Origin of the sequence: Streptomyces sp. NPDC059477 (assembly GCF_042749375.1) — a bacterium.
Lineage (GTDB): Bacteria > Actinomycetota > Actinomycetes > Streptomycetales > Streptomycetaceae > Streptomyces.
In genome coordinates, this window is record NZ_JBHYUG010000001.1 from 116,895 (window position 1) to 138,903 (window position 22,009).

Below are 22,009 nucleotides of genomic sequence, written 5' to 3' on the forward strand. Positions count from 1 at the left end.
GGGGCGCTCACTTACGCGCCGCCGACCAGTATGACTGGCTCGGGCGCCTGTAGTCAGCCGTCGGAACCCGGCGAGAACATGCCATCCGGCTCCGGCCTCCCCGCCGGGGGGCCAGGACCGCCCCCGGGCATGCCTGCGGCCACCCCTGCGGTCACCCCTCAGACCGTCACTCCGACTACCCCTCCGACCGTCCTCGGGCCTGCCTCGGCTGCCCCCTGACCGCCCTCCCGGCAGTCCTCCGACGGCCTCCCCGGGCCGCCCTTCCGACCGCCCCCGACGGCCCCGGGTAGCTACCCTCCCGCCAGACCGCCCCCGACGGCTCTCCGGTGGTCACCTTCCCCTCCGACCGCCCCCGACGGTCCTCCGGTGGCCACCCTCCCCCCGACCGCCCTCCGATCCGCTACCCCCGGACAGTCCCCCCGGTCGCCCCCACGACCCGTCCCACCACATCCCCCAGTCCCACCCGCAACCCGTCCGGGCCGGGGGCCCAGCCTGTGAGGGTTACCACGTCGCCGTCCTCCAGGAAGGTCCGCTTGCCGTCGGGCAGGTCCAGGGAGTCGCGGCCGTTCCAGGTCAGCTCCAGCAGGGAGCCGCGTTCGCGCTCGCCCGGCCCGCTGACCGTGCCGGAGCCGTAGAGGTCGCCGGTGCGCAGGGAGGCGCCGTTGACGGTCAGGTGGGCGAGCTGCTGGGCGGCGGTCCAGTACATGGTGGAGAAGGGCGGCTCGGAGACGAGATGGCCGTTGATCGCGATGGAGAGCCGCAGATCGTATCCGGCGGGCTCCTCCTCGCTGTCGTCGAGGTACGGCAGCAGGGGATGGGTGCGCTCCGGCGGGGCGACCCGGGCCGTCTCCAGGGCGTCCAGCGGGGTGATCCAGGCCGAGACCGACGTGGCGAAGGACTTGCCGAGGAACGGTCCGAGGGGGACGTACTCCCACGCCTGGACGTCCCGCGCGGACCAGTCGTTGAGCAGGCACAGCCCGAAGACGTGGTCGCGGAAGTCGCCCTGGGCCACCGGGCTGCCCGGCTCGCTCGGGACGCCCACCACGAAGCCGACCTCGGACTCGATGTCCAGCCGGACGGAGGGGCCGAAGACCGGCGCCGGGTCGGTGGGCGCCTTGCGCTGCCCGGACGGCCGTACGACCTGTGTCCCGGAGACCACGACCGTGCCCGCGCGGCCGTGGTAGCCGGTGGGCAGATGTTTCCAGTTCGGGGGGAGGGAGTCCGGGGCGTCGGGGCGGAAGATGCGGCCGACGTTCCGGGCATGGTTCTCGGACGAGTAGAAGTCGACGTAGTCGGCGACCTCGAAGGGCAGGTGCAGGGTCACCGAGGACAGCGGGTGCAGCAGCGGCTCGATCACCTCGCGGTGCGCCGGGACCGTCACCCAGGCGGTCAGTGCGCGCCGCACGTCCGACCAGGCGGTCCGGCCCGCCGCGAGCAGCGGGCCGAGGGTGGGGCGGGCGAGGAGCGCGAAGTAGGGGGAGCCCAGGGCGCGTGCGGCGGCACCGGCGTCGAGGACGTGGTCGCCGAGCCGGACGCCGACGGTCCGTTCGCGCGTACCGGCCGGGGAGAAGACACCGTACGGAAGGTTGTGCGGGCCGAAGGGGTCGCCCTCGGGGACATCGAAGGGGGACATGCGGTTCTGCCTCACTCTCGTGGGGGCCATGTGGTGACGCACCACATCTCTTACCCGGTGCCGCCAATGGGGCCGTTATGTGGCCGCGCCACACGTTACGTCGCGGCGGGTCGGCGCCCCGCGGTCTCGGACGTCTAAAGAATTCGGCAATGTCCTGAAAACCGGCATTCGGCGGAGGCGAGCCCGGCTTAGCGTCCTGTGCGGGGACGGACGGGATTCATCCGGTCCGCAGGGGGATCAGGGGGGACACGTGGGGCGACTCATGGCCAAGCGCACCTTCGGGGTGCCGGTGGACGTCGACCGTGCGGTGCCGGGCCTGATCGTCAAGTTCGGCGACTATCCGCTGCACCACGGCGGTGTCGGCGCCATCCGCAGCCTGGGGCGGCTCGGCGTCCCGGTGTACGCCATCACCGAGGACCCGTACACGCCCGCGGCGGCCTCGCGCTATCTGACCAGGGCGTTCGTCTGGCCGACCGCGGGCACCGAGGAGCCGGACCACCTGGTCGAGGGCCTGGTGCGGATCGGCCGCCGGATCGGCCGCCCGGCCGTACTGATCCCGACCGACGAGGAGGCGGCGGTCCTGATCGCCGAGCGCCGCGCCGATCTCGCCGGCCACTTCCTCGCCCCGCCCGTCGCACCCGCCCTGCCGCGCCGCCTGGCGAGCAAGCAGGGCCTGCACGAACTGTGCCTGGCACACGGCATGCCCACCCCCGAGACCGTCGTACCGGCGACGTACGACGACATCGCCGCCTTCGCCGAACGCGCCCGCTTCCCGGTGGTGGCGAAGAACCGCGAGGCGTTCGTACGGCGTCGGCGCCCCGCCGTGCACGGCACCACCCGGATCACCACCCGCGAGCGCCTGCTGGCGCTGGCCCGCGACTGGACCGCCCCCGGACGGGGCCGCCCGGGAGCCCTCACCGCGACCGCCGCTGACGGCGACACCGACCCCGGCGGCGGCTCGGGCGACCTCGGCGTGATCCTCCAGGAGTACCTGCCGCGCGAGTTCGCCGAGGACTGGATCGTGCACGGCTGCTTCGCCGCCGACAGCACCCCGCTCGCCCTGTTCACCGGTGTCAAGGTGCGTTCCTGGCCTCCGCACGCCGGAATGACGGCGAACGCGTATGTCGTCCGGAATCCGGAACTCGCCGATCTCGCCGCGCGTTTCATCGAGCAGATCGGCTTCACCGGTGTCATCGATCTCGACCTGCGCTTCGACCGCCGCGACGGACAGTACAAACTCCTCGACTTCAACCCGCGTACGGGCGCCCAGTTCCGGCTCTTCGAGAGCGAGTCGGGGGTGGACGTCGTCCGCGCGCTCCACCTGGACCTGACCGGCCGCCCGGTCCCCGAGGGCGGGCAGCGCCCCGGCCATCGGTACATCGTGGAGAACATCGACCTGCCCGCTCTCCTCGCCTACCGCCGCAGCGGCTACACCACCCCGCACGCCCCCCGCCGCGCGACGACGACGGAACTGGCCTGGCTGGCGGGTGACGACCCCCTGCCGTTCGCCACGATGCTCGCCCGCTCCGTCCGCCCGGCGGTCAAGCACGTCCACCGACTCTGGCGCACCCACCGGCACGGCAACGGCTGAACACGGTGCGGACGTCGGCCGCGACACGTCCCCACGTCCCACTGCGCACCCCGCCCTCCTCCCGTACCCCCCGCACCACCCCCCGGCGGCAGCCCATGGCCGCCTCGGGCTACCCCACCTCTGAGTGAAAAGCGGACCCGTTTTCAGCACTCGGGAACAGGGCTCCGAGAGTGAAAGCCCGCATGGTACAGGGGAGTTGACGGGGACGGGCGGGACGTGAGGGAACCCGTCCGGCGTCCGGTTCCGGCCGGGTCGGGGCCGCGCGATGTCCGTATTCTCTGATCATGGCCGCACCCACTGCATATGCCGCACGCACCGCGCGCACCACGTACGCCCTCGTCGCCACCGACCTCGACGGAACACTTCTGCGCGGCGACGACACCTTCTCCGACCGCTCGCTGGCCGCGCTCGCGCGGATCACCGAGGCCGGTGCCCGGCATCTCGTGGTCACCGGCCGGCCGGCCCCGCGGGTGCGCCCGCTCCTGGAGCAACTGGGCAGCACGGGCCTGGCGGTGTGCGGCCAGGGCGCGCAGCTCTACGACGCCGGCGCGGACCGGCTGCTGTGGTCGGTCACCCTGGACCGGGAACTGGCGGAGACCGCCATCGGCAAGATCGAGGCCGAGGTCGGCGAGGTGTACGCGGCGGTCGACCAGGACGGTGTCGAGGGCCTCACGCTGATCGAGCCGGGCTATCTGATGCCGCATCCGACGCTGCCCGCGGTGCGGGTCCGGCGCCGCGACGAACTGTGGACCGAGCCGATCAGCAAGGTGCTGCTGCGCCATCCGGAGCTGTCCGACGACGAGTTGGCGTCGGTGGCCCGCGCGGTGGTCGGTTCGCTCGCGACGGTCACCATGTCGGGGCCGGGCACGGTCGAGCTCCAGCCGTGCGGGGTGACCAAGGCGACCGGCCTGGCGCTCGCGGCCCGGCGGCTGGGGGCGCGGGCCGAGGACACCATCGCGTTCGGGGACATGCCCAACGACATCCCGATGTTCGACTGGGCCGGGTACGGGGTGGCGATGGCCAACGCCCATCCCGAACTCAAGGCGGTCGCCGACGAGGTCACCACATCGAACGAGGACGACGGCATCGCCGTCGTCCTCGAACGACTTTTTCCCTGACGGGAATTCACCTCGGAGAAACGGTCGAGACGGCCCGGTGGAAGATCTGGTTGATTTCCCTTTGCGAGCCCCAACCCGCAAAGGGAACCGCCGGAAAGGCCGTACGGCCGGTGAGGCCGCTCAGGCGCGGAGCGCTCAGTAGGCGCCGAAGACGTTGTCGATCGACCCGTACCGGTCCGCCGCGTAGTTGCACGCGGCGACGATGTTGGCGATCGGGTCGTACGGGTCGTTCAGCGTGCCCGAGACGTGGTACGCGGCGAAGGTCGGGTCGATCACCTGGAGCAGGCCCTTGGACGGGGTGCCGGCGGCGGCGTTGGAGTCCCAGTTGTTGACGGCGGCCGGGTTGCCGGAGGACTCGCGCATCACATTGCGGTAGATGCCGTTGTAGCTGCCCGGGATGCCGTTCTGGGCCATGATGTCGAGCGACTGCCGGATCCAGCCGTCGAGGCTGTTCGGGTACGCGGAGGTGGCCGCCGAGATGACGGTCGGCGAGGCGGCGGAGGCGCTGGTGGCGCCGATGAGCGGGAGGGCGAGCACGGCGGCGCCGGTGCCGGCGACGGCGAGCTTGCGGGCGAGGCGGCGAACACGCGTGGAGCGGTGTACGGACATGGGGAACTGTTCCTCTCCTACGCCTGCGAGGTGAGCTGTCGGGTTCGGGCGGGGAGGTGCCCGGCCGGCCCTTGCGGGCACGGCTTCACCCCGAGCCGTTCCGGTGCGTCGTACGACGTCCGGCCCGGCGACTTACCTGGGTCCCCCGCTCCTGCCGTGGATCTAGTGGGTTGGTGCGGGCGGTGGCAGGACTAGGCGTCCGCCCGACTGGCCGGGAACGTATGCGAGAGCGGATGTCGGAAACAAGTGGCGGAATCACAAAATGCCGCTTCTGATCTTCGCACCCTTATCTGACCCACATGATCCTTTGCGACCGAAAAGGGTCAACTCGGTGAACGGGAAAGGTGGATCGGGGGATGGCCGGGGAAACGCCGCGCGTGGGCGGGAGTGAGTCAAGTCACGTCCGAGCGCAAGAGTGGTAAATCGGGCATTGAGCCCAAGTGCCTACTAACCAGCGGTCCGTGGAATCCGTCGCTCCCAGGTGCGGTGGAAGACCACCTCGTCGCCTTGGGTGCAAATCACCTCATTAGAGGTCAAAAACTCCGTATCCGTGCAGCCGATCTCCGACCGCGCCCGGACCGTCGTGTCCCAGGCCGACTCCGGCCGGTGCAGCCGGATCGTCCGGTCCGAGCGGGTGCGCGCGGACAACGCGTCGCCGTCGCGGATCGTGTACGACTCCAGCGCCTCCTCGGTGGCCTCCAGCCCGTCGGGATGCACCTGGGTGCCGCCGGGCCGGGGATCGACCTCCAGCCGCCACTCGCCCCGGGCGACGTCCCGCACCACCAGCCGCGCGGGCCGCGGCTCGTCCAGGGTGAGGGGGGAGACGACACCGAGCGGCTCGGCCTGCTCGGGCTCGGCCCAGGGCCGCCGACCCAGCCGGTCGGCTTGGTCCGCCTGGCTCTCCCAGGCCGCCTGGCTCTCTCGGGCCTCCTGGCCCGCTCGGCCTTCCCGGGCAGCCCGGCCTTCCCGGGCCTCCTGGCCTTCCCGGGCCTCCTGCTCCGCCTGACTCTCCTGGACCCTCCGGACCCCCCAGTCCCCCCAGTCCAAGCCGTCCTCACGGTCCCCCTGGCCCGAGCGGTCCTCCCTCTCCCCCCGGTCCGCCCCATCCCCCCGGTCCGCCCAGTCCGCCTGGTCCCCCCGCTCCCCCCGGGCCGCCCCGGCGTCGGGCTCTTCCCGCCGTACCGGCAGCTCCAGCGCGCTGCCCGCCGGGTCCAGGGTGAAACCTGCCTCGGAGCCGGGCTGCGGCCAGACCCAGGGCCAGTACGCGGAGGAGACCGCGAGCCGTACCCGGTGCCCCGGCGCGAAGACGTGGCCCGTGCCGCCCAGCTCGAAGGTCACCTCCTCGGTCGCGCCCGGCGGCCACGGCACCGACCGGTCCGGGCCCCTCCGCGCGGACAGGTTCAGCACGCCCCGGGTCACCAGGGCCGAGGCGCCGTCCGGGGCGACGTCGCACAGCCGGGCGATCACCTGCCCGCGCGGCACCTCGCAGCGCAGCCGCAGCCTGACCCGCGGGCGCCCCAGCACCGAGGTCCGCTCACCGACCGGGAACTCGAAGCAGACCGACCGCCCGTCCTCCGCGCGCTGGTCCGGCGGCAGATCGGCGTCGCCCCCGCGCGGCAGGAAGGCGCCCGCGTCGACCCCGGTGTGCATCGGGGACCGTACCGGCACGGGGGCGCCCTGGAGGGCGTACGTGACGTGGGTGACGTACGGGGAGGGCCAGGCGGGCTCGGCGGTCCAGCGGCCGGGCAGGGTGGCGTACGCGGGCGCCGGCGGATGGCTCTCGGTGAGGTACGCGCGCAGGAGGGGATCGGCGAGCACGCGCGTGTCCCGGCCCTTGAGCCAGTGGTCCCACCAGCGCAGGGTCTCCTGGAGGAAGCCGATCGCCGGACCGGGCGGGCGGCCCCGGTCGGGGTACTCGTGCGGCCAGGGGCCGAGCAGCCCGCGCACCCGGTCGGCCGGGAGGTGCTCGACCAGCCGGAGCACGGTGTCGTGGTACGGGTCCTACCAGCCGCCGACCGCGAGCACGGCCGCCTCGATCGCGCCGTACCTCTCCCGGACGTCACCGGCCCGCCAGTGACCGTCGCGGACCTGATGTTCCAGCCACGCGTGCAGGACCGGTTCGAGCGCCTCCAGACGGCACAGCCACAGCTCCCGCCAGGCGTCCCCGGTGTGACGCGGGTCCGGCGGGCGGGCGGCGAGGGCGAGGGTTCTGGCCGCCCAGGCGGGCATGTCCGCCGCCAGGACGGAACCTCCCGTGTACTGCCCGTCGTTGTCGTATCGATCGTCCGTGGCACACACACTGACGACCGCCTTGAGCGGTCCGGGCGCGAGGGCCGCGGTCCGCAGCGAGAGGGAGCCGCCCCAGGAGATGCCGAACATCCCGACCTTGCCGTCGCACCAGGGCCGCGTGGCGAGCCAGTCCACGACCTCGGCGGCGTCCGCCGCGTCCACCGAGACCATCGTGTCCGCCGTTTCCCCCGTGCCCGTCCCGGGGCCCCCGCCCGAGGGGACGCCCCCGCTGTTGCCGTGCCCGCGCGCGTCGACCCGGACGGAGGCGTAGCCGTGGCCCGCGTACCAGGGATGGCGCTGCGCGTCGCGCGCGGCGGTCCCGTCGGTCAGCCGGAAGGGCAGGTGTTCCAGGAGCGCAGGTACGGGTTCGCCGGTCAGCGGGCGCCACACGCGCGCGTACAGCAGGGTCCCGTCACGCAGCGGGACCCGGAGGTCCTCATGGCTCGTCTCATAGGGGAAGGACGTACGGATGTGCATCAGGGTGACCCCAGGTGGGCGGCGGCGCGGCGGGCGGCCGGGATCCGTGGGCGGCTGAAAGTGGTGCGGTCGGCCCTGGGCACCGAGGCCAGATCCGCGACATTTATCCCTACTTCTATGCAAGTCGCTAAATATCAGCTCTTATCAGGTGATCAAAAACATACCTGGCGTGATCCGATAGCGCCCGCGCTGTGCGGTGGGCGGCATCCGTGATCGAAACATGACCGGATACGCTGACGTGAGTGAGGGCAGCGACGTATCGACATACCGGGTAATCGCCAGTAGACACCAGCAGACAGGAGATCCCTCGTGACCGTCGTCGGGCCGTTCGGGCTGAGCGTGCGGGACCAGGTTCTGGAAGCAGATGTCCAGGCCGGATTGGCGGCTGTCGAGGAAGGGCTGCTAGAGGCCACCAAGAGCGAGGTGCCGTTCATCACCGAGGCCGCCCAGCATCTGGTGCGGGCCGGCGGCAAAAGATTCCGGCCACTTCTGGTGATGCTCGCCGCCCAGTTCGGCGATCGCTACGCGCCCGGGGTCGTCCCCTCCGCCGTCGTCGTCGAGCTGACCCATCTGGCGACCCTCTATCACGACGATGTCATGGACGAGGCGGCCGTCCGGCGCGGGGTGCCCAGCGCCAACACCCGCTGGGGCAACTCGGTCGCCGTCCTCACGGGTGACTTCCTGTTCGCCCGCGCCTCGCACATACTGGCCGACCTCGGGCCAGAGGCCGTACGGGTACAGGCGGAGGCGTTCGAACGGCTGGTCACCGGCCAGATCCTGGAGACCGCCGGACCGGCCGACGGCCGCGACCCGGTCGACCACTACCTCGATGTGCTCGGCGGCAAGACCGGATCGCTGGTCGCGGTCTCCTGCCGGTTCGGCGCGATGATGTCGGGCGCCGACGAGTCCGTGATCGACGTCCTCACCCAGTACGGCGAGCGGCTCGGTGTCGCCTTCCAGCTCGCCGACGACGTCCTGGACATCGCCTCCGACAGCCAGGATTCGGGCAAGACGCCGGGCACCGATCTGCGCGAGGGCATCGCCACCCTGCCGGTACTGCGGCTGCGTGAGCGCGCCGCACGGCTCGGGCTGGCCGAGGACCTCGCCCTGTGCGCGCTGCTGGACTCCGATCTCACCGACGACAGCCGCCACGCCGAGGCCCTGACCGGACTGCGCGGGCATCCGGCGCTGGAGCAGGCCCGGCGGGACACCGTGCGCTACGCCGAGGAGGCGCGGTCCGCGCTCGCCCCGCTGCGGGAGTGCGACGCCCGGCGGGCGCTGGAGGAACTGTGCGACGCGGTGGTGCACCGGGCGGGCTAGGTGCCGTCCGTTCGTAGGGGGCTCGGCCTCGAACTCCCCCATGGTCGGCCTCGAACTCCCCCACGGGGGGTGCCCCTACCCCTACGGGTGGGGGTAGCCGTAGGGGGTCCCTGTCATACCGAGGCAGTACGCGCAGTTGGCTCTGGGGGCTGACGATTTTGTGCCGTTGATTTGGTCTGATGGTGAGCACGGAAGGACACCACTCCTCACCGATTCGGGTGAGAATGGCGGCTCGGGGTGGGACCCGTGCACCGACGCGACATGACGGAAGCCGCCGCCGACACGGAGGTAAGGCACACATGGCACCGTACGAATCCGACGACAGCACGACCGCCGCGGGCATCGACACCCCGCGTGCGAGCCGGCGCAAGAAGGCCGCGCGGTATGTCGTCCCGGTCGCGGTGACGGGGGTGGCGGCGGTAACCATCGGACTGGTTCCCGCGATCGCCGACTCCGGCAGCCCCGACCTCCCGGAGATCAGCGCGCAGCAGCTCATCCAGCGGATCGCCGAGTCGGACACCGAGCGACTGTCCGGCACGGTGAAGATCACCACGGACCTCGGCCTGCCGAACCTGGGCGGTCTGGAGAGCGGGTTGCTGTCCGGCGCCGCCACCCCGGGCGACGACGGCAGCGGTTCCGCGGCCGACCCGCAGACCAGGCTCACCGAGCTGGCCACCGGCACGCACACCCTGCGGGTCGCGGTGGACGGCCCCGACAAGCAGAAGCTGTCCCTGCTGGAGGACGCGGCGGAGTACAGCCTCATCCACAACGGCAAGGACGTCTGGGGCTACGACAGCCAGTCCAACGAGGTGTACCACTCGACGTCCGCCGAGGGCGCCGAGGCGGAGCAGGATGTCCCGGCCACCCCGAAGGACTTGGCCGAGCGCGCCCTGGCGGCGGTCGACGAGACCACGTCGGTCACCGTCGACGGCACCGCGCAGGTCGCCGGCCGCGATGCCTACAAGCTGGTCGTCAAGCCGAAGCAGTCCGGCTCGACGGTCGGTCAGATCAGCATCGCGGTGGACTCCGAGACGTACACCCCGCTGAAGTTCACGCTCACCCCGGCCGGCGGCGGCGCCGCCGTGGTCGACGCCGGGTTCACACAGGTCAGCTTTGACCCGCCGGCCGCCTCCACCTTCGACTTCACCCCGCCCGAGGGCGCGAAGGTCACCGAGGAATCCGACCTCCCGGCGGCCGAGCCCCAGCAGCCCAAGTCCGAGGAGGATCTCGCCAAGGGCCTCGACGGGCTGAATGTGCTGGGCGAGGGGTGGAACGCGATCGCGGTGCTCGACACCGGCGGCCAGGGCATCCCGTCCGGCACCGAGACCGGCGGCGCCTTCGGCGGCTTCCTGGACTCCCTCGGCAGCCAGGTCAGCGGCACGTTCGGCAAGGGCACGGTCTTCGAGACCCGCCTGATCAACGCCCTGATCACCGACGACGGCAAGGTCTACGTGGGCGCGGTCACGCAGGACGCGCTGGTGAAGGCGGCCGATTCGGGGCAGTGACGAGCAGCGAGAACCGCGAGGGCGCGGCGAGGAACAGCGAGGCACGGCGCGGCGAGGGGCGGTGGCGGCGGTCGTGAGGGCCGGCGCGTACGACGATCGGGGGAGCACATATGGAGGAGGCGTCCGCCACGGAACCGCGGCCGGAGCGTGTGGATGAGGGCATCATCCACACCCGCGCGCTCACCAAGCGCTACCGCGGCGGGCAGCTCGCCGTGGACGCCCTCGACCTGACCGTCCCGGCGGGCAGCGTCTTCGGCTTCCTCGGCCCCAACGGCTCGGGCAAGACCACCACCATCCGCATGTTGATGGGCCTGATCGAGCCCACCTCCGGCACGGCCCGGGTCCTGGGGCAGCCCATGCCCCGGGCCACCCGCACCGTGCTCCCGCACGTCGGCGCCCTCATCGAGGGCCCCGCCCTGTACGGCTTCCTCTCCGGCCGCGACAACCTGCTCCGCTACGACGCCGCCGACCCGACCGCCGACCCCCGCACCCGGCGCACCCGCGTCGCCGCGGCGCTGGAGCGGGTCGGGCTCGGGGCGGCGGCCGGCAAGAAGGCCAAGGCGTACTCCCTCGGCATGAAGCAGCGTCTCGGTCTCGCCGCCGCGCTGCTCCAGCCGCGCGAGCTGCTGGTGCTCGACGAGCCGACCAACGGGCTCGACCCGCAGGGCATGCGCGAGATCCGCGCCCTGATCCGCGAACTCGCCTCCGACGGCACCACGGTCTTCCTCTCCTCCCATCTCCTCGACGAGATCGAGCAGGTCTGCACCCACGCCGCGGTGATGGCCCAGGGCCGGCTGATCACCCAGGGGCCGGTGACCGAGCTGGCCGCCGGGACACGCGGCCGGCTGGTCGTCGTCACCCCGGACGCCGGGGACGCGGCACGGGTGCTCAAGGAACAGGGGGTAGGGGATGTCGTACTTGAGGACGACAGGGTCTTCGGGGAGCCCCCGGAGGGGGAACTCGCCGATCTCAACGCCGCGTTGGTCGCGGCGGGGGTCCGGGTACGGGGCTTCACCGTGGAGCGGGCCTCGCTGGAGGACGCGTTCGTGGCGCTGACCGGGGAGGGCTTCGATGTCGCGGGGTGAGACCAACGGGGACGACGGGACGCCTGCGGCGGGGCGGGCGCCTCAGCCGGGGGCTGCGTCCCAGGCGAGGGATGTGCCCGAGACTGCGGGCACGCGGGAGACGGTAGGTGGGCCTCGGCCAGTGGGCTCGCCGGAGACGGTGGGTGCGCCTCAGCCAGTGGGCACGCCCGAGATGGTAGGTGCGCCTCGGCCGGGGGGCACGCTCGGGACTGTGGGCTCGCCCGAGACGCCGGGCTCGCCCGGGCCGGTGGGCTCGCCCGAGACGCCGGGCTCGCCCGGGCCGGTGGGTGCGCCCGAGAGGCCGGGTACGCCCGAGACGGCGGGCTCGCCCGAGACGGCAGGCTCGCCCGAGATCGTGGGTGCGCCTCGGGCTGGGTGGGTGTCTCGGGGGTCCCGGATGGCGCGGGCGGCTCAAGGAGGGCGGGCGCCTCGGGTGGCCCGCGCGCCGAGTCCGCTGTGGACGCTCGGGCTGCTGCGCAGCGAACTCGCCCTGACCTTCGGTCGCTGGCGCACCCTCGCCCTGCTGGGGGTGCTCGCGGCCGTGCCGATCCTGGTCGGGATCGCGGTGCGGATCGAGACCGGCGACGGTTCCTCGCTGGACGGTGGGGGAGGGGGCGGCGGAGGCCCGGCCTTCATCTCCCAGATCACCAACAACGGGCTCTTCCTGGTCTTCACCGCCCTCGCCGCCACCCTGCCGTTCTTTCTGCCGATGGCCGTGGGAGTGGTGGCGGGCGACGCGATCGCGGGGGAGGCGAACGCCGGGACGTTGCGGTATCTGCTGGTCGCCCCCGCCGGCCGCACCCGGCTGCTGCTCACCAAGTACGCCACCGTGATCGTGTTCTGCGTCGCCGCGACGCTCACGGTGGCGGTGTCGGCACTGATCGTGGGGGCCCTGCTCTTCCCGTTGGGCGAGCTGACCACGATCTCCGGTACGCGCATCAGTTTCGCCGAGGGGCTCGGGCGGGCACTGCTGATCGCCCTTGTCGTCGCCGCGTCGCTGATCGGGGTGGCGGCGCTCGGGCTGTTCGTGTCCACGCTCACCGGGAGCGGGATCGCGGCGATGGCGACGACGGTCGGGCTGCTGATCACCGTGCAGATCCTTGACCAGATACCCCAGTTGAGCGCGCTCCAGCCGTACTTCTTCTCGCACTACTGGCTGTCGTTCGCCGACCTCATGCGCGAGCCGGTGTACTGGGACGAGCTGGTCAGGAATCTCGGGTTGCAGGCGCTGTACGCGGCCGTGTTCGGGTCGGCGGCCTGGGCGAGATTCGCGGCCAAGGACGTGACCGCGTAGCGCCGACGGGGATCCGTCGGCCGTACGGGTCCTCGGACAGGTCCTTGGACAGGCCCTCGGTAGGGTCCTACACCTCCTCGTAGACCTCGTAGGGGAAGCGGGCCGCCGGGGCCTCCTGGGCGAAGAAGGTCCTCGCCCTCGCCAGGGCCGTCGTGTCCTTGAGGACGTCGCCCGGCTTGCTGCCGTTGCCCAGGAGCACCCCGCCGAAGTTCATGTGCAGGAACGCGGCCGAGAGGTGGAGCGTGCCGATGAGCGGGTCCGCGACCTCGAACTCCTCGTGGGCGAGGGCGGTCACGCCCCACAGCGTGCGCCCGGACAGAGTGTCCTGGAAGTCCACCCCCGGGGTGCGCGTCCAGCCCGACCAGTGGTCGAGGTAGCGCTTGATGGGCGTGGACAGGGTGTACCAGTACAGCGGCGAGGCGATCACGATGTCCGTCGCCGCGAGCGTGGCGTCCAGCAGATCGGCGAGAGGCCCCTCGGTGGGGCGGACATGGTCGCTGTCGTGGCGCAGATCCTCGAACTCGGGCACATCGAGCCCGGAGAGGTCGATCCACTGCTGCTCGACATCGGAGGGCAGGTGCGAGGCGGCCTCGCAGGTCAGTAGTTCGGTGTTGCCATTGGGGCGGCTGCTGCCCAGCACGAACAGAAAACGGCGGGTCATGGGGTTCCCCCAGTTTGAACGGGTGTCCATGGCTGTTCTGCGGCGCGTTCACCACCCGCGTACCCCGCGTGCGGTGATTAAGCGCACGCGCATTATGTGCACACGCATCCATTGTCTGTCCACTGCCGGGCAACCGCCAGGAGCAGCTCCTCCCGGCCGTGCGGCGCCACGATCTGGAGCCCGGCCGGACACCCGTCGCTCCCGAACCCGGCCGGGAGGCTGATCGCCGGGTGCCCACTGAGGTTGAACGCCCAGGTCAGCTCGGTGGAGTAGCGGTCGCCGGGGCCTTCGTGGCCATGTGGGGCGGTGGGGACGGCGGGGGTGAGCAGGAGGTCCGTACGGGTGAACAGGGTTGCGAGACGCCGGTCGTTCGCGGCGCGGAGGCGCCGGGCGGGGGCGAGGTCGGCGCCCGGTGTGCGCAGGGCCAGCCAGGCCGGGGCGGGATCGGCGAGGCGCAGGGCGGCGGGTGGGGTTGGGGTGGCCAGCTGTATGACTCCGTCGTCCGCGAGGCGATGGGCGGCGGCGTGGGCGAGGGCCAGAGGTTCGGGGTCGGGGGTGCCGAAGCCGAGGTCGGGGGACCAGGTGGCCAGGGGTGGGGAGGGGGTGGTGGGGGTGGACACGGTGGTGGGGGTGGTGGCTGGGGTGTGGGGGATGGGGGAGGCAGATGGGGTACGGGAGATGGAAGAGGTGGATGGGTTTCTGGGAACCAGGGTGCTCGATGGGGCCCCGGAGACCGCGTTCCAGTACGCCGCCGCGTCCGCCGGGCAGCGGGTGAGGACGCCCAGGGCGGTCAGGCCGGTGGGGTCGATGACCGGCAGACGGCCGTTCGTCGTCTTCAGGCCGAGGACTCCGCACCAGGCCGCCGGTATCCGTATCGACCCGGCCCCGTCGCCGCCAGTCGCCAGTGGCACCAGGCCCGCCGCCACCGCCGCCGCGGCACCCGCCGAGGAGCCGCCCGGCGTACGGTCCGCCCGCCAGGGGTTGACGGTACGGCCGTACTGCCCGAGTCCCCAGGTCTGCCAGACGGTGCCCGGACCGGGCACGGACGTGGCGCCCACGGGCACGCACCCGGCATCGACCAACGCCCGCGCGTCCGCCGCGCGCAGTCCGCCGCGCCGCCCCTTGACCCCGATCGGCACCCCGGCCAATGGCATCGCCTCGCCCGCGGCGACCCGCATGTCCACCGCCTCGGCCCGCCGCAGCGCCGCCTCCGGCCACACCTCGGCGAACGCGCTCAGCGTGGGTTCGGCCCGGGCGATCCGGTCGAGCGCGGCCGTCACGACGTCGACGGCACGCGTCGCGCCGGAGCGGACGGCGGCGGCGATCTCGTGGGCGCAAGGGGTGGGTTTCATGAGCGCCTGCCTGTTTCGTTCGTACTGTCAGCCGTATCGGTCGTATCAGCCATGCCGGTTGGCCCAGTTGACCCTGTTCACCCAGTCAACCCGATCGGCCTGGCCGGCCCCGTCGGGATGGCGGAGTCGGTCGCGCCGCTCCCCAGCAATGATCATCGGGCCGGTGTGCGGGCCCGCGTCGCCCTGGGTGCTGCCACTTGGGACGATGCTGTGACGCTGTGGTGATGCGTGCCGCGAGGCGGGGCGGGGACACTCGACCTAGGTGTACGCGGAAGGCTCGCGGACACATCCGAGTGAGGGAAAAGATGTCTCGACTGAGCCGCGAGAAGAAGCGGGAACAACAGCGCGCCACCCCTACGGCCGCCCTCGCCACGACCCCGATCGAGGTACGGATCACCGGTGCCGGGAACGACGGCGCGTCCGTCGCCGGAGTGCCCGTCGCCGCACGGCCCGGCCAGGATCTCCAGCGGACCGTGCTCGACCATCTCCATCGCGCCGCGCTGGCCGCCGGACAGCCCGTCCTGGCAACGGTCCATGACGAGCGCATCGGGTACGTCATCCCGCTCCGGGTCGATCCGGACGGCTCCAGCCATCTCGCGGGCGAGCCGGCCGCCCTGCCCCCGGCGGCGCCCGCCGAACCCCCGGCGTCCCCCTTCCCTCCGCCCACCCCCCTCGGCGAGAACACCCCGACGTTCCCCCTGCGCGCCCCGGCCCCGGCGCCCGCGCCCGCCCCCGGTACGGCCGTACCGCCGACGGGCGAGTTCGGCCCCCCGCCGCTCATGGACCCGGCAAGGGCGCACCCCACCGACCCCACCACCCCCGCCGAAACCCCGGCCCCCGCCCGATCCGCAGCGCCCACCCCCACCTCCACCCCCACCTCCACCCCCGTTCCCACTCCCGTCCCCACCCGCGATCCCGACAACGCCCTCGCCCTCGCGCTGGATCCCGACCCGAAGCGCACGCCGACGCCGCCGCGAGGCTTCGACGCGGTGGCCGAGGCCGTACTGGACGACCGGACGCCCGCCGCGACCCCGCTCGCGGAGCCGATGGCCCGGATCGGCGAGGCGGTGAAGGAGGGCCGTACGGACACGGCGGCCGGCCTCGCCGAGCGGGCGCTGACCGAGGCGTCCGCGACGCTCGGCGCCGAACACCCCGAGGTCCGCAGGCTGGCCGAACTCACCGCCTACGTCGCCTACTTGTCCGGCGAGCCCGAGCGGGCGTTCCGGCTCTCCCTCGATGTCGCCCGCGGCCATGCCGGTGCGGGCGACGCGGAGGCGGCCTACGGCAACGTACAGAGCGCGGCCACGGCGTGGCGGGCGGTGCGGGATCCCGGGCGAGGGCTGGAACTGGGCCGGGAACTGATCACCGTATGGACGGAACTGGCGGCCGAACCCGGAGGTCCGGCCGCCGAGGACCGTGAGGAGCTGGAGGTCGCGCTGACCCGGATGGACCGGCTCACGGCCCGCGCCCGGAAGGAGTGACCCGCCTTGGCGGAGGGTCACCCCGCAGGAGCCGCCCGCGCGGGCGGGCCCGACGGCAGGGCGCCGCTCAGTCCGACAGCTCCCAGATCGCGTACGCGACCGCGTCGGAGTTCCGGTCCAGCGCGGTGTCGTTGACGGCGGCGGTCGTGTCGCACGACGAGTGGTAGCAGCTGTCGAAGGCGCGGCCCGCCGTGCCGCCCCACTTGGCGGCCTGCGCGGTGGTCTTGAGCCGGCTCGCGCCGGTGAACAGACCGCCGACCGGTATGCCCACGTTCTTGAACGAGGCGTGGTCGGAGCGGCCGTCGCCCTCGGTCTCGATCTCGGTGGGGACGCCGAGACCGGTGAAGTAGTTCTTGAAGGTCTGCTCGATCACCGGGTCGTCGTCGTAGACGAAGTAGCCGGGGTTGGAGGAGCCGATCATGTCGAAGTTGAGATAGCCGTCGATGCGGGCGCGATTGGCGGCCGTCAGGCTGTTGACGTAGTAACGCGAGCCGACCAGCCCGAGTTCCTCCGCGCCCCACCAGGCGAACCGCAGATGCTTCGTGGGCGTGAGGCCCGCGCGGGAGACGGCCAGGGCGGTTTCGAGGACGGCGGCCGAGCCGGTGGCGTTGTCGTTGATGCCGGGGCCGGAGGTCACGCTGTCCAGGTGGGCGCCGGCCACCACGACCTGCTCGGGATCGCCGCCGGGCCAGTCGGCGATCAGGTTGTAGCCGATCTGGCCGGAGGACGTGAACTGCTGGATGGTCGTGGTGAAGCCGGCCGCGTCCAGCTTCGCCTTCACATAGTCCAGCGAGGCCCGGTAGCCGGTCCGGCCGTGCGCTCTGTTGCCGCCGTTGGCGGTGGCTATGGACTGGAACTGGTTCAGATGCGCCTTGACGTTCGCAAGGGGGATGTCGGGTGCGGCGAGCACCGACGGGCCGGAGGCGGGAGCGGCACCGGCGAGGGATCCGCCGGTCAGCACGGTCGCGACCGCGACGACGGCAGCCGTGGCCGCCCGCCCGGAAACGGAGAGCTTCATGTGGGGGCTCCGAATTCCGTGGGGAACCCCGTGGGGTGACCACAGGGATTCCACAGTGAATGGGGTGCCTGGATGGTGAAGCTGGGGCTGACTCTCCGTCAAGAGGCCTAATCGGCCACCAGTTTGAGGAGTATGGGGGGTCGGGCCGCGCTCGGGGTCAGTGCACGCACATCTCGTTCCCCTCCGGATCCGCCATCACCACCCACTCCCCGTGCCCCTCCTTCACCTCCCGCACCACACTCGCCCCCAGCTCCGTCAGTCGCTCGACCTCGGCGGCCATCAGCCCGGGGCCGGGGTGCAGATCGAGATGGAGCCGGTTCTTGCCCGCCTTCGCCTCCGGCACGCGCTGGAAGAGGATGCGCCTGCCGAGCCCGGTCCCCGACTCCTCGTCGTACGGATCGTCCGGATGCCGTACGCCGACCAGGTCCCGGAAGGCCAGCCGCGCGCGGTACTCGATCGTGGCCTCGCGCGGCAGCGCGCCCAGTTCCAGCAGTCGCTCGATCAGCGCGTTGTTGTCCTCGACCGTGTAGTGCAGGGCGGCGCCCCAGAAGTCGGCCTGCGCCTGTGGGTCGGCGCAGTCGACGACGATTTTCCAGTGGATCGGCCGAGCGGTCTCTGTGTCTGCCATGTAACCATCTATAGTGGTTACGTGAGCGAGCGGGCAAGGGAAACGCCGGATCGGTCGAATCAGTTGAATCGGTCGAATCAGTTGAATCGATCCGAGGGATCCGAGGGATCGGATGGGTCCGAGGGATCGGATGAGTCGCAGGGGTCACATGGATCCGGCCGGTCTCCGGGTGTCACCCTGCGCACACACGAGGGCAATCCCTACCGATTCGACCCGGGCGCCCTGTGTCTGGAGCTGCTGACGACCGGCGGCCCGGGTGTCTTCGCCCGTTTCGAGGTGCTGCACGAGCCCGCCGATCTCGTGGCCTGGGCGGTCCGCAGCCGGCTCCCGGAAGGGCTTGAACTCGCCGTCACCGAGGGCGAGTTGGCGTCCGTGCGAGACGTCCGTGACACCCTCTATCTGCTCACCGCCGACCGCGCGCACGGCCGTCCGTTCGACCCCGGGCACCTCGCCGCCCTCAACGCGGCGGCGGCCGAGCCGCCACTCGTCCCCCGGCTCACCGCCGACGGTGACCGGGCCTGGCCGCCGGGTGCCGCGACCGGTACGCGGTTGCTGTCCACCGTGGCCCGGGATGCGATCGACCTGTTCAGCGGGCCGTACGCCGACCGCATCCGCGAATGCGGCTCCCACAACTGCGCGCTGCTGTTCGTGGACACCTCACGCCCGGGGCGGCGCCGCTGGTGCTCGATGGAACACTGCGGGAATCTGGCGAAGGTACGGGCGCACCGGGCGCGGGCCCGGGAAACCACCTTCACCGAGGGCTAGCGACCCCTGCCGACGGCTTCGCCGCCCCCTCCGCCCCAACCGCCCCGTCTGCCTCTGCCGTCCCCGCTGCTGCCGCCGCCTCCCGCGCGTCATACGCCGCCCGCGCCCCCGCGATCTCCAGCTGATGTTCCTCGGTCCAGGTCACCAGGGACTGGATCGTGGCGTGCAGGGTCTTGCCGAGCGAGGTCAGTTCGTAGTCGACGCGCGGCGGTACCACCGGGTGCACGGTCCGCTCGACCAGGCCGTCCCGCTCCAGCTGGCGCAGGGTGACGGTCAGCATCCGCTGGCTGACCCCGTCGATCTCCCGGCGCAGCTCGGTGAAGCGCAGCCGGCGGGTGTCCAGCAGGGCGATCACCAGCAGCGACCACTTGTCCGCGATCCGGTCCAGGATCTGGCGCACCTCGCAGTCCTCACGGGTGTCCCACTGGAACGGATCGGCGTCGCCGTACTCCATGGTGCCCTCGCAGTAACTCGGTGACTTCGAAGTGCCTTCTTCCCTATCTCCCGATGGTGCCGCACGCTGGCCATGGTTACAAGAGGGAACCGACCCTCACCCCCGTAACCGACTCGCGTTCGTCCCGTGCGCGCCACTGTCTCAAGGAGTCTCCATGGGCACCCGTGCCTGGGCCCTGCTGCTCGTCCTGAGCGGAACGGTCTTTCTGGAGGGCATCGACGTCGCGATGCTGGCCATCGCGATCCCCGCGATCCGGGCCGATCTGGGTCTCTCCACCGGCGCGGCTGCCTGGGTGATGAGCGCCTACGTGCTCGGTTACGCCGGTTTCACGCTGCTCGGCGGGCGGGCCGCGGACCTGCTCGGGCGGCGCCGGATGTTTCTGGCGGGGCTCGTGGTGTTCCTGGTCTTCTCCGGGCTCGGCGGGGTGGGCACCGAGGGCTGGATGCTGATCGTGTCCCGGTTCGTGACCGGTGTGGCCGCCGCGTTCATGACGCCCGCCGCCCTCTCCCTGATCACCACCTCCTACGAGGAGGGACCCCAGCGCAACAAGGCGCTGCTGATCTTCGCGGGCGTCGCGGCCGGCGGCTTCTCGCTGGGCCTGGTGATCGGCGGACTGCTCACCCAGCTCGGCTGGCGGTGGGTGTTCTTCGCGCCCGTGCTGCTGGCGGCGGTGATCCTGGTGGCGGCGGTACGGCTGGTGCCGCAGGCCGGTGACGAGGCCGCCGCGGCCCGTCGCCGGGGTGGCTTCGACGTCCTCGGCGCGGTGACCGCCGCCGGCGCCATGCTGCTGGCCGCCTACACCGTCGTACGGCTGGAACACGGACTGCACGGCTGGCCGCTGACCCTGGCGGCCGGGCTGGCGGCGCTGGCGCTGGGGGCGGTGTTCGTCGCCGTGGAGCGGCGGGCCCCGGCGCCGCTGGTCCGGCTCGGGATCCTGCGCAACGCGGCGACCGTGCGGGCGGACCTCGGGGCGCTGCTGTTCCTCGGTGCCTTCTTCGGCTTCCAGTTCGTGGTGACCCTGTATATGCAGGAGCTGCGCGGCTGGTCCTCGATGCAGACCGCGCTCGCGATGATCGCCCTGGGCTTCGACGCGGTGCTCGCGCCCACCCTCACCCCGAAACTGGTCGCCCGCTTCGGCAACGCCAAGGTCATCCTCGGCGGCTTCGTGCTGGCGACCACGGCGTACACGGCGTTCCTGCCGCTCGGCATGGACTGGACGTACGCCGCCATGTTCCCGGCCCTGATCCTCGCCGGAGTCGCGTTCGCGCTGGGGTACGGGCCGCTGACCATCGCGGCGACGGACGGGGTCGCCGAGCATGAGCAGGGGCTCGCGGGCGGGCTGCTGACGACGGCGACCCAGTTCGGCTCCGCGGTCGGCATCTCCGCGGTCACCGCGGTCTACGGCTTGGCGTCGGCCGGGGCGGGCTCGGGACCGGAGGAGACGCTGTCGGCGTTCCGCGTGGCGCTGGTGGTGCCGGTGGTGATGGCGGCGCTCGGCACGCTGGTCTCGGCGCTGAGCGTACGGGCATTGCGGCGCGCGGCGCGCAGCGCGTCCCACGTCAGCATGGTCAGCGCCAGCCAGACCAGCGCGAACCCGGCCCAGCGCTCGGGCGGCATGGCCTCGCGGAAGTAGAGCACGCCGAGCAGGAACTGGAAGACCGGGGCCAGGTACTGGAGCAGGCCCAGCGTCGACAGGGGCACGCGGATCGCCGCCGCGCCGAAGCAGACCAGCGGCAGCGCGGTGACCACGCCGGTCGCGGCGAGCAGCGCCGCGTGTCCCGCGCCCTCGGCGGCGAAGGTCGACTCGCCCCGGCTGCCCAGCCAGATCAGGAAGGCCAGCGCGGGCAGGAACTGCACGGCGGTCTCGGCGGCCAGCGACTCCAGGCCGCCGAGGCCGACCTTCTTCTTCACCAGGCCGTAGATCGCGAAGGAGAACGCCAGGGTGAGCGAGATCCACGGCGGTCGGCCGTAGCCGATGGCCAGGACCAGGATCGCCGCGAAGCTCACGCCGACCGCCGCCCACTGCACCGGGCGCAGCCGCTCCTTGAGCAGCAGCACGCCCATCGCGATGGTGACCAGCGGGTTGATGAAGTAGCCGAGGGACGCCTCCACCACCTGATCGTTGTTGACGGACCAGATGTACACGCCCCAGTTGATGCTGATCGTGGCCGCGGCGACCGTGATCAACGCCAGCTGACGCGGTCGGCGCAGCAGCTCACCGGCCCAGGCCCAGCGCCGTACGAACAGCAGGACCACGCCGACGGCGACCAGCGACCACACCATCCGGTGGGCCAGGATCTCCACCGCGCCGGAGGGTTCGAGCAGCGGCCAGAAGAGGGGGACCAGGCCCCACATCCCGTAGGCGGCGAATCCGTTCAGCAGGCCCGTGCGGCGCTCACTCTTCGCCTTGCCGGACCCATCGCTCCGGGACGCATCACTCTGGGACGCATCACTCTGGGACGTATCACTCCCGGTCAGATCCCTCCCGGTCACGTCGCCGCCGGATATGCCGCTCCCGGATATGTCGCTCCCGGCCACGGGCCGCCTCCTTCACGCCTCGGCCGCGCCGGCCGCGCTCGGCCTCATCGGCCTCGCCTGAAAGAAGGTAGCGCCGGGGGAGGGGTGCTGTCATGGCCGTATCGCCAAAAGGGGCATTCACCAAAAACCCCGCCAATGGGGTGCCGGGGGGCGGGCGGCCGCCGGCCGCGGCGGGGGGGGCGGGGCGAGCG

General features: G+C 72.1%; 16 protein-coding genes, 3 pseudogenes and 1 riboswitch. Of the genes and pseudogenes, 9 read left to right on the plus strand and 10 right to left on the minus strand.

The genetic code is table 11. The annotated features are described in order from the left end of the window. Positions 1 to 400 precede the first annotated feature (400 nt). Positions 401 to 1,633, minus strand: a complete 1,233-nt coding sequence (fahA, locus tag ACFXAZ_RS00585; protein ID WP_384582808.1) for a fumarylacetoacetase — start codon at positions 1,631 to 1,633, stop codon at positions 401 to 403. Between the two features lie 262 nt (positions 1,634 to 1,895). Here fahA and ACFXAZ_RS00590 point away from each other — a divergent pair, with 262 nt between their 5' ends. Both ACFXAZ_RS00590 and ACFXAZ_RS00595 read left to right on the plus strand, forming a co-directional pair. Then, positions 1,896 to 3,224: an ATP-grasp domain-containing protein gene (locus ACFXAZ_RS00590; RefSeq protein ID WP_384582812.1), complete on the plus strand. Its 1,329-nt coding sequence runs from the start codon at positions 1,896 to 1,898 to the stop codon at positions 3,222 to 3,224. A 284-nt stretch (positions 3,225 to 3,508) separates the two neighbouring features. Then, positions 3,509 to 4,342 (plus strand): HAD family hydrolase, encoded by an 834-nt coding sequence (locus ACFXAZ_RS00595; RefSeq protein WP_384582815.1) that lies wholly within the window; start codon positions 3,509 to 3,511, stop codon positions 4,340 to 4,342. Positions 4,343 to 4,477: 135 nt separating this feature from the next. Here the strand turns inward: ACFXAZ_RS00595 and ACFXAZ_RS00600 are convergent, their stop codons facing one another. The 3 genes and pseudogenes from ACFXAZ_RS00600 to ACFXAZ_RS00610 form a co-directional block, all read right to left on the minus strand. Continuing rightward, a complete protein-coding gene (locus ACFXAZ_RS00600; RefSeq protein WP_384582818.1) occupies positions 4,478 to 4,951 on the minus strand; it encodes a transglycosylase SLT domain-containing protein in 474 nt (157 codons plus the stop codon). A gap of 5 nt (positions 4,952 to 4,956) precedes the next feature. Further along, positions 4,957 to 5,129, minus strand: a riboswitch (cyclic di-AMP (ydaO/yuaA leader). 269 nt (positions 5,130 to 5,398) lie between these two features. Continuing rightward, positions 5,399 to 5,806: pseudogene (locus tag ACFXAZ_RS00605) on the minus strand (peptidase S15); the annotation flags it as partial. A gap of 324 nt (positions 5,807 to 6,130) precedes the next feature. Next, a pseudogene (locus ACFXAZ_RS00610) lies at positions 6,131 to 7,717 on the minus strand (CocE/NonD family hydrolase); the annotation flags it as partial. 309 nt (positions 7,718 to 8,026) lie between these two features. Here ACFXAZ_RS00610 and ACFXAZ_RS00615 point away from each other — a divergent pair. The 4 genes from ACFXAZ_RS00615 to ACFXAZ_RS00630 all read left to right on the plus strand — a co-directional run bounded on the left by ACFXAZ_RS00615 (position 8,027) and on the right by ACFXAZ_RS00630 (position 12,921). Then, on the plus strand, positions 8,027 to 9,037 hold the full coding sequence (locus ACFXAZ_RS00615; RefSeq protein ID WP_384582821.1) for a polyprenyl synthetase family protein: 1,011 nt from the start codon (positions 8,027 to 8,029) through the stop codon (positions 9,035 to 9,037). 299 nt (positions 9,038 to 9,336) lie between these two features. Beyond that, positions 9,337 to 10,542 (plus strand): outer membrane lipoprotein carrier protein LolA, encoded by a 1,206-nt coding sequence (locus ACFXAZ_RS00620; protein ID WP_384582824.1) that lies wholly within the window; start codon positions 9,337 to 9,339, stop codon positions 10,540 to 10,542. Positions 10,543 to 10,652: 110 nt separating this feature from the next. After that, entirely contained in the window at positions 10,653 to 11,627 is a 975-nt protein-coding gene (locus tag ACFXAZ_RS00625; RefSeq protein ID WP_384582827.1) for an ATP-binding cassette domain-containing protein, read from the plus strand. A 397-nt stretch (positions 11,628 to 12,024) separates the two neighbouring features. Next, on the plus strand, positions 12,025 to 12,921 hold the full coding sequence (locus tag ACFXAZ_RS00630) for an ABC transporter permease (protein WP_384582830.1): 897 nt from the start codon (positions 12,025 to 12,027) through the stop codon (positions 12,919 to 12,921). A gap of 67 nt (positions 12,922 to 12,988) precedes the next feature. Here the strand turns inward: ACFXAZ_RS00630 and ACFXAZ_RS00635 are convergent, their stop codons facing one another. Further along, complete coding sequence (locus ACFXAZ_RS00635; RefSeq protein WP_384582833.1) at positions 12,989 to 13,582, minus strand: flavodoxin family protein; 594 nt, start codon at positions 13,580 to 13,582, stop codon at positions 12,989 to 12,991. Between the two features lie 92 nt (positions 13,583 to 13,674). Next, complete coding sequence (locus ACFXAZ_RS00640; protein ID WP_384582836.1) at positions 13,675 to 14,934, minus strand: amidase; 1,260 nt, start codon at positions 14,932 to 14,934, stop codon at positions 13,675 to 13,677. A gap of 305 nt (positions 14,935 to 15,239) precedes the next feature. Here ACFXAZ_RS00640 and ACFXAZ_RS00645 point away from each other — a divergent pair, with 305 nt between their 5' ends. After that, positions 15,240 to 16,415, plus strand: coding sequence for a tetratricopeptide repeat protein (locus tag ACFXAZ_RS00645; RefSeq protein ID WP_384582839.1), 1,176 nt, complete (start codon positions 15,240 to 15,242; stop codon positions 16,413 to 16,415). Positions 16,416 to 16,482: 67 nt separating this feature from the next. Here the strand turns inward: ACFXAZ_RS00645 and ACFXAZ_RS00650 are convergent, their stop codons facing one another. Together ACFXAZ_RS00650 and ACFXAZ_RS00655 are read right to left on the minus strand one after the other, a co-directional pair. Further along, a complete protein-coding gene (locus tag ACFXAZ_RS00650) occupies positions 16,483 to 17,433 on the minus strand; it encodes a M28 family metallopeptidase (RefSeq protein WP_384582842.1) in 951 nt (316 codons plus the stop codon). 157 nt (positions 17,434 to 17,590) lie between these two features. Next, positions 17,591 to 18,061 (minus strand): VOC family protein, encoded by a 471-nt coding sequence (locus ACFXAZ_RS00655; protein ID WP_384582845.1) that lies wholly within the window; start codon positions 18,059 to 18,061, stop codon positions 17,591 to 17,593. 177 nt (positions 18,062 to 18,238) lie between these two features. On the opposite strand from ACFXAZ_RS00655, the gene ACFXAZ_RS00660 reads away from it, so the two are divergent. Beyond that, positions 18,239 to 18,826 carry a CGNR zinc finger domain-containing protein gene (locus tag ACFXAZ_RS00660; RefSeq protein WP_384583103.1) on the plus strand — a complete coding sequence of 196 codons (588 nt, stop codon included), beginning with the start codon at positions 18,239 to 18,241 and terminating at the stop codon, positions 18,824 to 18,826. Here ACFXAZ_RS00660 and ACFXAZ_RS00665 read toward each other — a convergent pair. Continuing rightward, on the minus strand, positions 18,813 to 19,280 hold the full coding sequence (locus ACFXAZ_RS00665) for a winged helix-turn-helix transcriptional regulator (RefSeq protein WP_384582848.1): 468 nt from the start codon (positions 19,278 to 19,280) through the stop codon (positions 18,813 to 18,815). The two genes, ACFXAZ_RS00660 and ACFXAZ_RS00665, sit on opposite strands and share 14 nt — an antisense overlap. 226 nt (positions 19,281 to 19,506) lie before the next feature. On the opposite strand from ACFXAZ_RS00665, the pseudogene ACFXAZ_RS00670 reads away from it, so the two are divergent. Continuing rightward, positions 19,507 to 20,598, plus strand: a pseudogene (locus ACFXAZ_RS00670) (MFS transporter); the annotation flags it as partial. 80 nt (positions 20,599 to 20,678) lie between these two features. Here ACFXAZ_RS00670 and rarD read toward each other — a convergent pair. Then, positions 20,679 to 21,635: an EamA family transporter RarD gene (gene rarD, locus ACFXAZ_RS00675; RefSeq protein WP_384583106.1), complete on the minus strand. Its 957-nt coding sequence runs from the start codon at positions 21,633 to 21,635 to the stop codon at positions 20,679 to 20,681. Positions 21,636 to 22,009 lie beyond the last annotated feature (374 nt).